Origin of the sequence: Peribacillus sp. B-H-3, assembly GCF_048572925.1 — a bacterium.
In the GTDB taxonomy this organism is placed as follows: Bacteria; Bacillota; Bacilli; order Bacillales; family DSM-1321; genus Peribacillus.
Window position 1 is genome coordinate 2,422,304 of the sequence record NZ_CP183879.1, and the last position, 14,169, is coordinate 2,436,472.

16 protein-coding genes are annotated in these 14,169 nt (G+C 36.2%); 11 read left to right on the top strand and 5 right to left on the bottom strand.

The features are described from left to right. Positions 1-252 precede the first annotated feature (252 nt). The 9 genes from ACN6MY_RS11995 to ACN6MY_RS12035 all read left to right on the top strand — a co-directional run bounded on the left by ACN6MY_RS11995 (position 253) and on the right by ACN6MY_RS12035 (position 9,179). The gene (locus tag ACN6MY_RS11995; RefSeq protein ID WP_419880416.1) at positions 253-1,236 is read left to right on the top strand and encodes an aldo/keto reductase; all 984 of its coding nucleotides are present in this window, start codon (positions 253-255) and stop codon (positions 1,234-1,236) included. A gap of 684 nt (positions 1,237-1,920) precedes the next feature. Beyond that, the gene (locus tag ACN6MY_RS12000) at positions 1,921-2,187 is read left to right on the top strand and encodes a hypothetical protein (RefSeq protein ID WP_419880417.1); all 267 of its coding nucleotides are present in this window, start codon (positions 1,921-1,923) and stop codon (positions 2,185-2,187) included. A gap of 177 nt (positions 2,188-2,364) precedes the next feature. Further along, positions 2,365-2,439 carry a PQQ-dependent sugar dehydrogenase gene (locus tag ACN6MY_RS12005; protein ID WP_419884150.1) on the top strand — a complete coding sequence of 25 codons (75 nt, stop codon included), beginning with the start codon at positions 2,365-2,367 and terminating at the stop codon, positions 2,437-2,439. Positions 2,440-2,472: 33 nt separating this feature from the next. Next, positions 2,473-2,703, top strand: a complete 231-nt coding sequence (locus ACN6MY_RS12010; protein ID WP_419880418.1) for a hypothetical protein — start codon at positions 2,473-2,475, stop codon at positions 2,701-2,703. Between the two features lie 464 nt (positions 2,704-3,167). Next, positions 3,168-4,337 carry an MFS transporter gene (locus tag ACN6MY_RS12015; RefSeq protein WP_419880419.1) on the top strand — a complete coding sequence of 390 codons (1,170 nt, stop codon included), beginning with the start codon at positions 3,168-3,170 and terminating at the stop codon, positions 4,335-4,337. A 306-nt stretch (positions 4,338-4,643) separates the two neighbouring features. After that, positions 4,644-5,243 (top strand): histidine phosphatase family protein, encoded by a 600-nt coding sequence (locus tag ACN6MY_RS12020; protein WP_419880420.1) that lies wholly within the window; start codon positions 4,644-4,646, stop codon positions 5,241-5,243. A 257-nt stretch (positions 5,244-5,500) separates the two neighbouring features. Beyond that, positions 5,501-5,641, top strand: a complete 141-nt coding sequence (locus ACN6MY_RS12025) for a hypothetical protein (protein WP_419880421.1) — start codon at positions 5,501-5,503, stop codon at positions 5,639-5,641. Between the two features lie 946 nt (positions 5,642-6,587). Beyond that, entirely contained in the window at positions 6,588-7,205 is a 618-nt protein-coding gene (locus ACN6MY_RS12030; RefSeq protein WP_419884151.1) for an NUDIX hydrolase, read from the top strand. A 609-nt stretch (positions 7,206-7,814) separates the two neighbouring features. After that, positions 7,815-9,179, top strand: a complete 1,365-nt coding sequence (locus ACN6MY_RS12035) for a cytochrome P450 (RefSeq protein WP_419880422.1) — start codon at positions 7,815-7,817, stop codon at positions 9,177-9,179. Positions 9,180-9,579: 400 nt separating this feature from the next. On the opposite strand, the gene ACN6MY_RS12040 is transcribed toward ACN6MY_RS12035, so the two are convergent. The 4 genes from ACN6MY_RS12040 to ACN6MY_RS12055 form a co-directional block, all read right to left on the bottom strand. After that, entirely contained in the window at positions 9,580-9,723 is a 144-nt protein-coding gene (locus ACN6MY_RS12040) for an IS3 family transposase (protein ID WP_419880423.1), read from the bottom strand. A gap of 40 nt (positions 9,724-9,763) precedes the next feature. Next, positions 9,764-10,426, bottom strand: a complete 663-nt coding sequence (locus tag ACN6MY_RS12045; RefSeq protein WP_419884152.1) for an IS3 family transposase — start codon at positions 10,424-10,426, stop codon at positions 9,764-9,766. Then, positions 10,423-10,764, bottom strand: a complete 342-nt coding sequence (locus ACN6MY_RS12050) for a helix-turn-helix domain-containing protein (RefSeq protein WP_419880424.1) — start codon at positions 10,762-10,764, stop codon at positions 10,423-10,425. The genes ACN6MY_RS12045 and ACN6MY_RS12050 overlap by 4 nt, the downstream gene beginning before the upstream one ends. A 125-nt stretch (positions 10,765-10,889) precedes the next feature. After that, positions 10,890-11,036: a hypothetical protein gene (locus tag ACN6MY_RS12055; RefSeq protein ID WP_419880425.1), complete on the bottom strand. Its 147-nt coding sequence runs from the start codon at positions 11,034-11,036 to the stop codon at positions 10,890-10,892. A 717-nt stretch (positions 11,037-11,753) separates the two neighbouring features. Between ACN6MY_RS12055 and ACN6MY_RS12060 the strand changes: the two genes are divergently transcribed. Continuing rightward, positions 11,754-12,874, top strand: a protein-coding gene (locus ACN6MY_RS12060) for an IS3 family transposase (RefSeq protein ID WP_419880426.1) whose coding sequence is annotated in 2 segments (ribosomal slippage) — positions 11,754-12,003 and positions 12,003-12,874 — 1,122 coding nt in all. Because the reading frame shifts where the segments join, the coding sequence is not laid out codon by codon here. A 355-nt stretch (positions 12,875-13,229) separates the two neighbouring features. On the opposite strand, the gene ACN6MY_RS12065 is transcribed toward ACN6MY_RS12060, so the two are convergent. Beyond that, positions 13,230-13,433, bottom strand: coding sequence for a hypothetical protein (locus ACN6MY_RS12065; RefSeq protein ID WP_419880427.1), 204 nt, complete (start codon positions 13,431-13,433; stop codon positions 13,230-13,232). 553 nt (positions 13,434-13,986) lie between these two features. Between ACN6MY_RS12065 and ACN6MY_RS12070 the strand changes: the two genes are divergently transcribed. Continuing rightward, on the top strand, positions 13,987-14,160 hold the full coding sequence (locus ACN6MY_RS12070) for a hypothetical protein (protein ID WP_419880428.1): 174 nt from the start codon (positions 13,987-13,989) through the stop codon (positions 14,158-14,160). The last annotated feature ends 9 nt before the right edge of the window (positions 14,161-14,169 follow it).

Genomic DNA, 14,169 nt, shown 5'->3' on the forward strand with positions numbered 1-14,169 from the left:
CTTAACTTTCTGTTACACCTCAACCTGCTCGGACTGTTGTAGAAAAATCTAGAGGTCAATAATTATAAAATGACATAGGATGCTTGCAATCGTTAAAATCAATCAAAATTGTTGATATTTTTTATTAAGTTGGTAATTCAAACAGGTATCAATTGGATTGAAGAATGACAGATGTTGAAGAGGTAGAAAAGCTCCTCTTTGTTGTTTTTGATGCTGACTAGCTAAGAATTTTTGAAAATTGGGGTAAAAATTATGAAGACAAGAATTTTAGGAAAAAACGGATTGGAAACATCCGAAATTGGATTTGGTAGTATGGGACTGAACTACCATAGAGGGCCTGCAAAAGATCGAAATGAAATGATTTCAGTTGTTCACTCAGCGATTGATTCAGGAATAACGATGTATGATACGGCTGAAGTTTACGGACCGTATACGAATGAAGAATTAGTAGGGGACGCCTTATTCGGACGCAGAGATAAAGTGCAAATCGCGACAAAAGGGGGCTTTAAAATTGATGGTTTGACCAACATACCTGATAGCCGTCCAGAAACGTTGCGTCACTCATTAGAAGGCTCTCTAAAACGATTAAAAACAGATTATATTGATTTGTATTATATCCATCGTATTGATCAAAATGTACCAATTGAAGAGGTCGCGCAAACCATTCAAAGATTCAAAAAAGAAGGTAAAATAAAACATTGGGGTCTTTCAGAAGCCGGTGCTGAAACTATCCGGAGAGCTCATTCTGTAGAACCCTTAGCCGCTGTTGAAAGTGAATATTCCATGTGGTGGCGAGAAAGTGAATTGAAAATTTTCCAGGTTTTAGATGAACTCGAAATAGGTCTTGTTGCTTATAGCCCCTTAGGACGTGGTTTTTTAACAGGAAAACTCGATAAAAATATGTCTTTTAGTGAAAATGATAATCGAGCAGGATTACCTAGATTTACTAAAGAAGCGATGGAAGCCAATCAGATAGTTCTCGATTTTATAGGACAAATAGCAAAAGAAAAGAACGCTACCCCAGCTCAGATTGCGTTAGCTTGGTTACTGGGACAAAGACCTTGGATTGTTCCTATTCCTGGAACTACAAAAATTGAGCGAATTAAAGAAAATAATATCTCCGCGGAAATTGAATTTTCAGAGGATGAAATGCAAGAGATTAATGAAGTCCTAGAGAATATTAAAATTGTAGGAGATCGTTATCCAGAATCTGAGAAAAATAAAACTGGAAAATAGCTCTGCATCAGTTGATAGATGAAATCTCAATAATGAAAATGTTTTTTTAGATTTTTTAAATCAAATTTAACAGTTCATCCTCAATCTTACTACTAGGTGTCGACTTTAAATAAAGTTGCCCTGATTATAAAAAGTCGAACCGTTTTTTGAAAAAGTTTAACCCTTTTAGAATGATAATTCTAGATAAAACATTTTTATATCACTGTTAATAAAATATTTTGATAGAACTTTTTTATAAAGATTGCACAACTATTCACAAAAAAAGAATCCATGACTGATGGAGCTATCTGCAGGAAATGTTTACAACAGCTAATAATAAAATAAAACAGTAATTTTAGTAAAACTTTTTTAAATTTATTAAAAGAACAACGAACATTTAAGCTTCTATTGGAGATAACAATACAGTGAAACATTTATACTATTTTTTTTTCATACTTGTATTACTGATTGTCAAAGTGAAAAAGGAGCCTAATAGAACTGATGCAACGGGAGAAGAGACTTCTGCAGTTACGGAAACAGAAACTATCAGTACAGCATCTCGATTCATAGGTATGTCAACGGAAGACTGGGGGGGGAGAAGTGCTGGCTGATAATTTGCATTATCCATGGGGTATAAAAATTATGATAATTTCATTGTTATGCCTGAGCTTATTGGAAAAATTGCCGTAATGAAGGATGGTCAACTTGAAAGGTACGTTGTCCAAACGTCTGATCCTATTGTACAGAAGGGGGAAGTGGCTTACTTTAGCTCTTGCAGATCATTTTTCAGATAGTAGACTAGCATATTTATATCATAGGTACAGAACAGATTCAGGATTGGCCAATAAGGTTATACAGGTGTTATATGACGGTGAATCCCGGAAGGAAATAAATGTACTACTTGAAATCCAGGTCATGAGCTATACAACGGCGGTAGAATTACCATTGGTCCTGACGGATATTTATATGTAGCGACAGGATGGGTGCACAAAGGAGAATTTGCATAAGATTAGATAATTCAGCAGAAAAATATAAAGAATGATTATATATGGTTCAATTCCAGAGGATAATCCATTCCCTAATTCTTATGTGTATTCATATAAGCATCGCAATCTCTAGGTGTTAGCTTGGAATGATAATGGAACAATTATGTACAGCTCGGAGCATGGCGAATCTGCTCATGATGAGATGAATATCATTAAGCTTGGAAAAAATTATGGTTGACCAGTTATAACTGGCGATGAGGAACAAGAAGGGATGGAAAAGACATACCTTCACTCAGGAAACGATACATGGGCTCCATCAGCAATTACATTTTTTGATAATCATTTATTTGTAGCATGTTTAAAAGGACAAAGCTTGTATTTTTTTAATGAACCAGAAAGTTCTGTGGATGTAGTATTTACTTCGAATGAAAAATTGAGAAATGTGTACCCCATTGAAGGGGATTTGGATCTGATTACCACTAATACTTCCCGAGGCAGATAAGCCCGGTGAAGATGATTGTTTGTTGAGGCTGAGTCCCCGTCATTAAAGGAGTCAAGTAAAAATACAAATAAAGAAAAATTTGTTTAGTAAGGTTCATTTATCTACAAATCAAGTAACAGCCAAGATAAAACACAAATATAACCTGAGTCCCACATAGATATGGACTCAGGTTATTTACTTTTTTTTGAAATGTAGATAAATTACTATAAATTTCTGTCTAATAAAATACCGAGCTATTCTGCAATAACCTTTTCGTAATTCTTCTATCCGCTTTAGACATTGAGAGGTCAAAAAGCTTTCATATAGCTAATTAACAATTTCGATTCATTTGTTCAATAAACAACAAATCGCTTTCATTTAACGATTGAAATCAGCCAGTTTCTATTTAAAATAATAAACAGATGTTGATTAATCAATGTTAATTTTAATAGTTCATCATTAATGAAGATAGGAGATAAAATTTTATGGCTAAAGGGAATAATTTTCTTATATTTATATTAACAATAGGTGTTTTCGGAATCTTGAATACCGAAATGGGTATTGTTGGAATATTACCTTTAATTGCTGATCATTTTCATGTTAGTATATCCAAAACAGGTTTTCTTGTGAGTCTCTTTGCACTTGCTGTTGCAATATCTGGGCCCAGTTTACCGTTATTGTTTTCGGGTATAAATCGCAAGAAGGCAATGTTACTTGTACTTGGTGTTTTCGTTCTGGGTAACATTGTCTCCATTTTTGCAGCAAACTTTACAATATTATTAATTGCTCGTGTGATTCCAGCCTTTTTACATCCAGTCTATGTCTCAATAGCTTTGACAGCAGCAGCAGCATCAGTTAGCCAGGAAGAAGCTCCAAAAGCTACTTCCAAAGTATTTATGGGAGTAACGGGAGGGATGGTACTTGGTGCACCAGTCTCTAGTTTTATTGCTAGTACAACTTCGCTTGAAATGGCAATGTTATTCTTTACTATCGTGAATGCTATAGCATTCATTGCTATATTACTATTTGTACCATCTATGCCTGTTAAGGAAAGAATCTCATATGGATATCAATTAAGTGTATTAAAAAAACCAATTACTTGGCTATCCATTGCTGCTGTCATTTTTATAAATGCAGCGATGTATGGAGTTAGTTGTTACCTTGCTGAGTATCTTGAAACCATTACGAATATACCCGGAAAAACGATTAGTTTAGTGTTATTCATATTCGGTGGGGCAAGTATAATAGGAAACATCGTCGCCGGGAAGTTGCTTACTAAAAATGCCATAAAATCTGTAGCATCTTTTCCATTCGTATTAGGGGCCATTTACATCTTATTGTTCTTAATGGGACAGTTCACTGTACCTATGGCATTAATTGTTTTGATTTTTGGAATAGCAGTGGCTATAGGAAATAATATTAGTCAATATTGGATTACTTCTGCAGCTCCAGAAGCCCCTGAATTTTCGAATGGATTGTTTCTAGCATCCGGTAACTTAGGAGTAACAACCGGTACATCGGCAGGCGGATTAGTTATATCAGGAATGGGTACACAGTACGTCGTATTAGGTGGATTTCTATTCTTGATATTAAGTTTAGCTTTTATTTTACTGAGAACCTACATGTTTAGTCCTGCGAATCAACTTTCCAGATAAGGATTTAATGAACGGATATACTGAGTTCTTTAGTACTGTAGAATGACAGAATAGTTTTAAATATTCAAATTGTGATTTTATCGAATTTTTAGGTTCTTTGATAATATAGATATATGTAAGAAATTAATAGAAATCCTTGATATTAAAAGCGTTTCTTGGACCAGCGGGGATATAAGAGTATTAGGCAAGGATTTAAGAGGATTATGATAACGCTCAACAACAATTTGTTGGATAATATATAAGAAATTAAATTTTACTGTGAATTTTTTAAAAATGTTCTTTTAGAATTTAATGAGGGGGATATGAATGAATAAGACGTTATATCTAATGAGACATGGACAAACATTATTTAATAAAAGAAGGAAAGTTCAAGGCTGGTGTGATTCACCTCTAACGGAATTAGGAGTTAAACAAGCAGAGGCTGCTGCAAATTATTTTAAGGATCATAAGATTATATTTGATCATGCCTATTGTTCAACATCCGAAAGAGCGAGTGACACTTTAGAAATTATAACGGATATCCCATATACAAGACTAAAAGGATTAAAGGAATGGAATTTTGGAACATTTGAAGGGGAAAGTGAAGATTTAAACCCACCACTGCCTTATAATGATTTCTTTGTTAAGTTTGGCGGAGAAGATCAAAAACAAGTACAACTAAGAATGACTACTACTTGTCAAAAAATAATGGAAGAAGATTATAAAGTTGTTTTAGCTGTCTCTCATGGAGCATCTTGTAAAAATTTTATGAGAAATTGGGAACATACTAGTTCAATTACACAACAAGCGAAAATTGGTAATTGTTGCATTTTGAAATTCGAATATGAGAACAAAGAATTTGAATTAGTTGAAATTATTAATCATGATTTTAGTGATATAAGAGATGAATTTCCAGTAGTTCCTTAATTTCAATGATGCGCCAAACACTATGACACTCATAGGAGTGTCTTTTTACATAAGATACACATAAAAATCAGGTCAAATATAAAACTGGCATAAATAAAGAGTTATACCCAATCAGTCTATATATAATTGTTTAAGGGCATAAAGATGGAGAAAAAACATTTAGTACAATTCTTAATAATCTTATCCATATTAAAGAAACCGATCATGATTTTAGTGTGATACTCCGTTCTAATATTAATCAAGAAGTGGCTGGTGTTATGCCTGATTACATTGATTTAATAGAAAAGAATTTTAAAGAGGATACGCGATTTTCTTTACATTTTGTTGCAGTATTAAATCTCAAAGGAGAACAAAACGGCGCTGTCCATTTATGCGACACAAAAGAATTATTCCCTTAATATGAATTAGCTAAAAGTAGGGGATTTAACTTCGATTTTTATAAACAAAATTTAAGGCCGAATGGTTCAGAATGCTACGCAGCGATCCAAATTCTTTTGTGATAGGTTCAGATGGAATGGTTTATAAGTGTACCGTAGCATTTAATAATGGGCAAGGTGTACTATTCGATTTTATTCTTTCTAAAGGGCATGCATTTCCTTGACATGATGGTCTGAAATAACAACTCGTACATGTTGAGTCTTCATTCCATCTTGTGACAGCCCAAAAATTCGTTGTAGTCATGGTTTTAAAGTAGAAATAATAGATTATGCATAAGTAACGGGAAAGGTTATTGCTGAAAAATCGATACACTTTTATAAAAATTCATACTTGTTCAAATAAAGGGTGCATTAGTTGGTGAAGAAATGGCTGCTTAGGCAGCCTCTTTTTATGGAGAATCCAGCCAAAAACAGGGTAGCTTAATTCTGTGTGGTAAAATATTGAAATGAAGGAATGGTGAGATAATGAGGAAAAAAGTACTTGTAGGACTTTCGATGATATCGTTGCTTTATCAGTTTAGTTTCATATATACATATTGGATTAAAGATGAATTAACGGAACTAAGTCCGGGAATCGCTTACTTATATTGGATTTAAGCAGGTCTTTTTGGCATTCCACTTGGAATTTACGTCTTTATTAAATACAGAGTACCCGATATTGCAGTTCTTTTTTCTTTAGTCACCTGTTTTTTAGGTTTATCTATACTCGGACTATTTGCTTTGGCTACGATAATTACTTCAATGTAAATCAGTAAAAAACATATATTTTTTTACTAACGGGTGCTTTGCTTCAAGAAAGTAGTAAGGCTTTTCTTGTTCTAACATAGCAGGTTAGCTGAATATGTTATTATCAACTCCCAAGTATTTATGGTAATATTTAGGTATTATTGAATTGGTGGTGAAATAAATAGAACATAAATGGCTTGAATGGGCGAAACAACTCCAATCCATTGCACAGGCGGGATTAACTTATTCCAAAGATGCATATGACATGGAAAGATTTGAATTGGTGAGAAATATAAGCGTTGAAATATTGTCGCATCAAACAGATATGAACAAGACAGTAATAAAAGAACTGTTTGCCAATGAAACTGGTTATGCGACTCCTAAGGTAGATATTAGGTCAGTTGTCTTTAGAGATAATAAGATTTTAATGGTTAGAGAAAACACTGATGGAGATTGGTCTTTACCAGGAGGTTGGGGCGACATAGGATTAGCTCCCAGTGAAGTTGTAGTCAAAGAAGTAAAGGAAGAATCAGGGTTTGATGTTAAAGCAATTAAATTGTTAGGTGTCCTTGATAAGAAGTGTCATCCACACCCCCCTTCACTTTATCACGTTTATAAAATGTTTATCCTATGTGAAATAATTGGTGGACAACCTAAAGAAGGAATTGAAACGAGTGCAGTTGATTTTTTTGCTGAAAATGAACTACCATCATTATCAATAGCTAGAAATACAGAATCACAAATTCAATTGGCCTTTAAACATTTACATAATCCACATGAACCTGTCTATTTTGATTGATTTTTCAAATGGGTGTGTCCCCAGTTATACAACTAACGAGTACTTTAGCTGAAGATCGGTGGTGTCTCTATAGCAGCTTTTTCATATGGGGGCACCGTACCAGCCAAACGAGGATTTACAACGTAAAGGGAATTTTAGAACTATTCTGGTTTAACAACCGCACGGATTCTAGTTGGAAACTTCTTTTGAACGAATCGATCCCCCCAATGAAGTTGATAAGTTCCCATCCTAATGGAGTTATACTTTAATAAATTCTCTGGTAACATTCCTTTACTTTAAGTATTCCATGCACTAATTGCATTAATCAAGATGCTTGAAACACTTGCACGAAGGAGATAGGAGAGCAGGAGAATCATTTCTTATTATAAGGAATAGAATTTTTTACTAACAATTTATCTTTGCGTAAAATACTCATTTTAAGAAAATGTAGGTGTCGCTTTGAAATTAAATGTCCCGATAATGGCATGCATCCTTCCTTGATATTTCCATAGGAAGGGGAAGGCTTAATTAATATTGGGAGATGCAAATTTTTCTGCGAAAAGTACAAGCAATAGTTTCTTTCCCCCATATGATAGGATTACATACAAAAATCAGGGGTGAATTACAAAATTGGACAATGCAGAAAAGAAGGCTCTGGGTCCTAAAGGAAAGTTCTTTACAGGCCATACAAAAATGTTCCAGGCTGATCCACTGGGATTCATGTCTGACCTGGCTGCTGAGTATGGCGAGGTAGCCAAATTCCGTTTTGGCCCATCTCAGAAGGTGTACTTTATTTCAAATCCAGAGATGATTAAAGAAGTACTTGTCACTAAGCAAAATCATTTTGTTAAGTCAGACGATTTTAAGTCGATGAAACCTATTGTAGGTGAGGGGTTACTGACAAGTGAAAAAGAATTTCACTTACGTCAGAGAAGAATGATTCAGCCCTCGTTTAAAAAGACTGATATCATGAAGTACGGCCAGGATATGATAGACATTGCTAAAAGCTATACATCAGCCTGGAAAGGTGGAGAGGAGCGGATTATCACTCACGATATGATGGATCTTACTCTTGCCATTGTATCAAAAACCATGTTCAGCAAAGAGTTCGAAGATGGCTATCAGATTATTGGTGATTCAATAGAAACTTCTATGCGAATGGCTATTAAAAGAATGAGAAATTTATTTAGCCTTCCATTATGGATTCCAACCAAAAACAATCGCAAATTTAAAAAAGCAGTAAAACAACTTGATAACGTCCTATACAGCCTGATTGGAGAAAGAAGAGAAGGTATGGGTAGCGAAAAGGATATGCTGGAGATACTTTTGGCTGCCAGGTCAGAGGATGGAATTGGCATGACGGACACGCAGGTCCGTGATGAGTTGATGACGATATTTCTTGCCGGGCATGAAACGACTGCCAACGCCTTATCGTGGACATTATATTTACTCTCACAAAACCCAGAGGCAGAAGGGAAACTGTACAGGGAGATTGATGAATTGTTAGGGGACAAAAGCCCGAGACCCGAAGACTTTATGAAGCTGACATACACTCAAAATGTTGTTTGGGAATCCTTAAGAATGTATCCGCCTGGGTTTTTTACTGGCCGAAAAGTTGAAAAAGATATCGAAATAAATGGCTATAAATTCAAGAAAAACGATATGGTGCTTACAAGCCAATATATTATGCACCGAAAAAGCGAATTTTTTCCGGAGCCGGAAAAATTTATTCCTGAAAGGTTTGAAAATAACTACCTTAGGACGATTCCATCCTTTGCTTATTTTCCATTTGGCGGCGGGCCAAGGGTCTGCATTGGAAATCACTTTGCCTTAATGGAGGCCGTTCTTGTTCTTGCGGCCATACTTCAAAAGTATAAATTAGTACTTTCACCAGGGCAAATAGTGAAACCTTTTCCTTCAATAACTTTAAGGCCAAAGGGCGGGTTAAGAATGGTGGTAGAGGAGAGAAAACAAATTGCAGGAGATATAGAATAATCCAAGCAGCAACGTTATAAAAGGGATTTAACAACCGATTATTTATCTAAGTGGAAACACGGGGAAGAAAGGATCATCACTGAGGACATTTTTAATAAGGACCACGGATAGATTTCATTTTTGTGGAGAAGTGTACCGACTGGGGGGGCTTTAACATTAATATCAAGCAATTATTTGATTTAAGCGGCAAAACCGCCATTGTCACTGGGGGCGGAAGAGGACTGTGCCCATTTCGTTTCACTTGAATATACATTTTTGCCCTCGCAAAAACACCTTCGAATTGCACTTGAATTAAGTGTACCATTTCGAAGGTGTTTTATTTTATATTTAACTAGGTTAGTCTAAAAAGGCTGTCCCAATTATGGACTTACACCCGTCAAGTAGACAGCTCTAAAAAAGACTATGCAGCCATCGTGATTCGGAATTCCACTGGAGCACGATGGTTAAGTCGTTTTTGGAATCTCTTATAATTGTACTCATACATAAATGTCTCTATCGCTTGTATTAATTCTTCCTCTGTTTTACAATCGGTTTGATACAACATTTCTGTTTTAAAGTGGGAAAAGAACGCTTCGACACAGGCGTTATCTAGGCAGTTTCTTTGCGAGAGTGGCTGCCCAATAGGCCATATTTAATCGTTTGTTGTATTTCTTAGACGTGTAATGGAAGCCTTGATCCAAATGGAGGATGGTTCCCTGCACGTTTCTTTTTTTATTAAGATCTTCCACGGTTTCCAAAACCAATTTCATGTTATTCCTGTTGGATATCTTCCACGAAACAATTTCGTTATTATATATATCCTGAATAACCGACAGGTAATAAAAACGATTTTGGAATGGGATGTAAGTAATATCCGTTACTAATACTTCATTTTCCTTTCTCTCTTTAAATTCCCTGTTAACCAAATTCGGGTAAACCGTGGATCCTTTTTTACCAAAGTATCTCCATTTCTTTTTAATCACCGATTGGATTTTCATCACCTTCATTAATCGGTAAACCCTCTTATGGTTGACCTCGAATCCTTCTTCCTTCAGTGCAGTCATCATTCTTGGATAACCAAATTCCTTATGTTTGAGGTGGATGGAAAGTATCTCATCCATTAGACTCTGATTCTGTTCCTTCTTCTTTTCACGGACCTTACTACTTTTCACCCATTTGTAATAACCTGATCGCTGAACCTTCGCTATTTCAACTAACCAGGTTAAAGGGTATGTTCCTTTCATCTCATGAATGATTTGGAATCTTATTGCCTTTTTACTTTCACCGCCCCGTGAAGATTTGGATACTGCTTTTTTAAGTAATCGACCTGAGCCTTATAATAATCCCGTTCTTCTTCTACACTTTGAAACTTCATTTTTTGCCGTCCTTTAAAGGGATTATCGGTAGACGAATGTTTCCCTCTTTGGTCTATCAGCTGCTTGCCTTCTTCAAACTTTTTCACCCGATTTTTCAACTGGGTTGAACTCCTTAGTCCCAAATGTTTAGACAAAGAATCATAACTGCCTTCCCCGTTTATGTACATTTCAATTGCTTTCAACTCAAATTCTTCTGTGTAGTGTTGAAAATTTTGTCCCTTTATAGCCATAGAAAAATCCCCTCCAAACAGTAGTGTAACACCCCAGTTAACTTTACGGACTTTTTACACTGTCTATTTAAAGGGGATAATATCATTAATAGGCTTTTTTGTTACCAGTTGAAGAAAAACGCAATTTACTCGAGGTTAATAATCCCGGAAAAACTCATCCCAATAACGATGAGAATAGCGATTGCCGAAATGGTGGAAATGGTGATGAATATGACGATGACGGTGCTCATGGCATCTGCGGCAACACTCAAATTCGTGTCTTTCACCTTCATTTCGTTCACGTTCGAAACCAGACATAGAATCACCTCCTGAGAACTTATACTGTATCTTATTTCAATTTAGAATTTATGATTGGACAAGCAATCAGGAAAATAAAAAATAGACGGTTCACCAAGCCGCCACATAATTCATGCAAATATACATTTAGAGTAAATGAACCACTTCCATAGGGCTCAAAAGTTACATATGCAAAATAACAGAAATATGTGTGAGGGGTTTTGAATGGAATCAGAAATGGTACATTTTCAGTTAATTATTAAAGATTGTTTCACTTTAAAGCAAGTTTGTGAAACATTGTACTTAAACTAATGGGTGCATGTGCGGCCGAGCATAGGTCGTATCATATAGCGGGTGGGATTCCCGTCGAGTAAGAAATAGCCATTCGCTCGTAGCGAGTCTTGGAGGGCTAAAGGTAACTTTAGTCTTTAAGCGTAGACAGTTAGGTGGCGGGCCGAAAGCCAAATGGTTGAAGGGATTGAGCTCCATAATGTTAGTAAACCGAGAGGGCTGATGAGTTACGCACAGCAGAAAGCTACATTTTATCTTTCGTTAAGGCGAGAAGGATAAAACCTCTCTGGAGTCAGAGACCTTGGCACGTTATACATTGATATGATACCGCAACTCGGGAGACCCTAGATAGGCTACACTAAGTTGGACAGAAAAATTAAGGTCAAGTAGACTACAGATACTATACTAGAGGAGAATCTACGATGACTAAAAAAGAACGCCGGACATTTACGGCGGATTTCAAGCAACAGATTGTTCAGCTTTACCAAAATGGAAAACCAAGAAAGGATCTGATTCGGGAATATGATCTTACGCCTTCTTCCTTAGATAAGTGGGTGAGTCAGAGCCTGAAGACCGGTTCATTCAAGGAAAAAGACAATCTATCACCAAACGAAAAAGAACTGATCCAACTACGCAAAGAAAACAAGCAGCTTCAAATGGAGAATGATATTTTAAAGCAAGCCGCGCTGATACTAGGACGAAAGTAAATGTGATTAAAAATAACCACCACAAATACTCGATATCAGGAATGTGCAAAGTCCTCCAGCTTTCCAGAAGCACCTACTATTATGAAGCAAAAGAGAGAGCTTCCGAGGACGATTTGACATCCTCTGTCATCGACATCTTCCATAAAAACCTCCAGAACTACGGAACACGAAAAATCAAGGTTGAATTGAAAAAGCTTGGGCATCAGGTGTCCAGACGCAGGATTGGCCGAATAATGGATGAACAGGGACTTGTCTCTGCATATACGGTCGCCCAATTCAAACCGCATAGTAAGAGCTGTAATGAATCCAATCAAAAGAACGAAGTCAATCGTGAATTCGACCAGGCAGAAGAGCTTGCGGTCGTGGTAAGCGATTTAACCTATATAAGAGTCAATGGGAAATGGCAGTACATCTGTGTCTTTATTGATCTCTTTAATCGCGAAATCATTGGCTCCAGCACGGGACCGAATAAAGATACGGCCTTGGTTTACCAGGCTTTATCGTCTATAAACAGGAACCTTCGAAAGATTACATATTTTCATACGGATCGTGGCAGCAAATTCAAAAACAAGCTGATTGACGACGCTCTGAGGACGTTCGGTATCACACGATCGTTGAGCATGAAGGGTTGCCCTTATGATAATGCAGTGGCAGAAGCAACGTTTAAAATCATCAAGACAGAGTTCGTAAAACGTCGCCATTTTGCCAGTTTAGAAGAGTTAACAAGAGAGTTTCAGGATTATGTTCATTGGTTTAATCACATTCGAATTCACGGAACGTTAGGCTACATAAGCCCTAGCGAGTATAAACTGGGACACCTTATAAAAACTGTCTAGTTTAGTGTTGACAATCCAATGTCCAGTACTCTTAGGTAGAGGGTCAGATAAATTTTGGGGTGCAATCCAAAGCCATAATCCATCTGTATAATTTAATTGAGACCTATAAAAAAGATGTAATTCTGTACCTGTGGGGTGATCTTGATATCCTATGGAGTCTAAAAAAAATTCATCATATCTATGAGGAATAGATATCGGAATATCAATAATCAACTTTTTTAGAAATGTAATATCATTTTCATACCATGAAACTCGTGTAACCTCATCAACTTTATCCCATTTTGGCTGTTTGAAACGGGAAGTAAAGCTGCTAGTAGAAAAAGATTGCTTGCCTAAACTTTCTATAAAGTATTCATCAACTGGCACTAACGTTTTTAAAAATTAACAAAATATCTTCTTCCTCATAACTCCCTTTTAAAACAGATAATTCAATATTAGTAAACCATCTTGCAAAGCATGCTGCTTGATTCCCTTTATAATCAATCCCTATAAAACCAACGATTCCATCTATATTAAAGGATTTACCTTGATTTATTAAATTTGTATCAGTAGTTATCACAGGTATAGCCCAATCATAATAAAACTGTTTATTGTCACAAAAAATGGATATTGCCGAAGGTGAAAAGATATATAATGGAAACTATGAGTTTAAGGTAATGGAGGTAGATGGTTACCATATCAAGTCATTAGAAATTGTAAAAACTTCAAATCAAGAAGCACATGCTTAATTGTAAATCCCTCTTTATTAAGAGGGATTATTTTTTGTGTGCCAGGCATGTTCATCAACTAGACGGTGAAAGTCCGTTATGGGCGTTGGGATATGCGAACCATTAGCCGAAAGCAAGGGTGTCCATGGTGACGTGGAATCTGAAGGAAGCTCTAGGCAAACCCTCGGTCTGAGGTACACGAATCACATTCGAGGTTTCTGCTCCAGGACGAGTCCGCAGGATTGGAAAGGAAGGAACGAAAGGAGCGACCACGTTAGAGCGATTTGCGAGGAAACAAAGACACAGCCAACTTATGACTTTATGACAGGAAGAACGTGCGGAAAACAGGATTCCTCCATAAAGTGTGGAGTTAACCTCGTGCAACCTTGAGAACGTGGGAACAATATGAAATCACAACTTACAATCATTGACCATATTACGGACGAGGATAATCTGAACCAAGCTTTTAAGAAGGTTAAAAGAAACAAAGGTGCAGCAGGAGTCGATGTGAAAGATATAAAAGCTACTCGCCTTTACTTAATAGAAAATGGAACAGACTTAATAAAGCTTATAAAATAAGGAAAATAC

Excerpts from the sequence above, each read along its gene's own strand:
- ACN6MY_RS11995 (WP_419880416.1), top strand. The coding sequence starts at position 253 with ATGAAGACAAGAATTTTAGGAAAAAACGGATTGGAAACATCCGAAATT.
- ACN6MY_RS12010 (WP_419880418.1), top strand. The coding sequence starts at position 2,473 with ATGGAAAAGACATACCTTCACTCAGGAAACGATACATGGGCTCCATCA.
- ACN6MY_RS12015 (WP_419880419.1), top strand. The coding sequence starts at position 3,168 with ATGGCTAAAGGGAATAATTTTCTTATATTTATATTAACAATAGGTGTT.
- ACN6MY_RS12020 (WP_419880420.1), top strand. The coding sequence starts at position 4,644 with ATGAATAAGACGTTATATCTAATGAGACATGGACAAACATTATTTAAT.
- ACN6MY_RS12025 (WP_419880421.1), top strand. The coding sequence starts at position 5,501 with ATGCCTGATTACATTGATTTAATAGAAAAGAATTTTAAAGAGGATACG.
- ACN6MY_RS12040 (WP_419880423.1), bottom strand. The coding sequence starts at position 9,723 with ATGTTGTATCAAACCGATTGTAAAACAGAGGAAGAATTAATACAAGCG.
- ACN6MY_RS12050 (WP_419880424.1), bottom strand. The coding sequence starts at position 10,764 with ATGGCTATAAAGGGACAAAATTTTCAACACTACACAGAAGAATTTGAG.
- ACN6MY_RS12055 (WP_419880425.1), bottom strand. The coding sequence starts at position 11,036 with ATGAAGGTGAAAGACACGAATTTGAGTGTTGCCGCAGATGCCATGAGC.
- ACN6MY_RS12070 (WP_419880428.1), top strand. The coding sequence starts at position 13,987 with ATGAAATCACAACTTACAATCATTGACCATATTACGGACGAGGATAAT.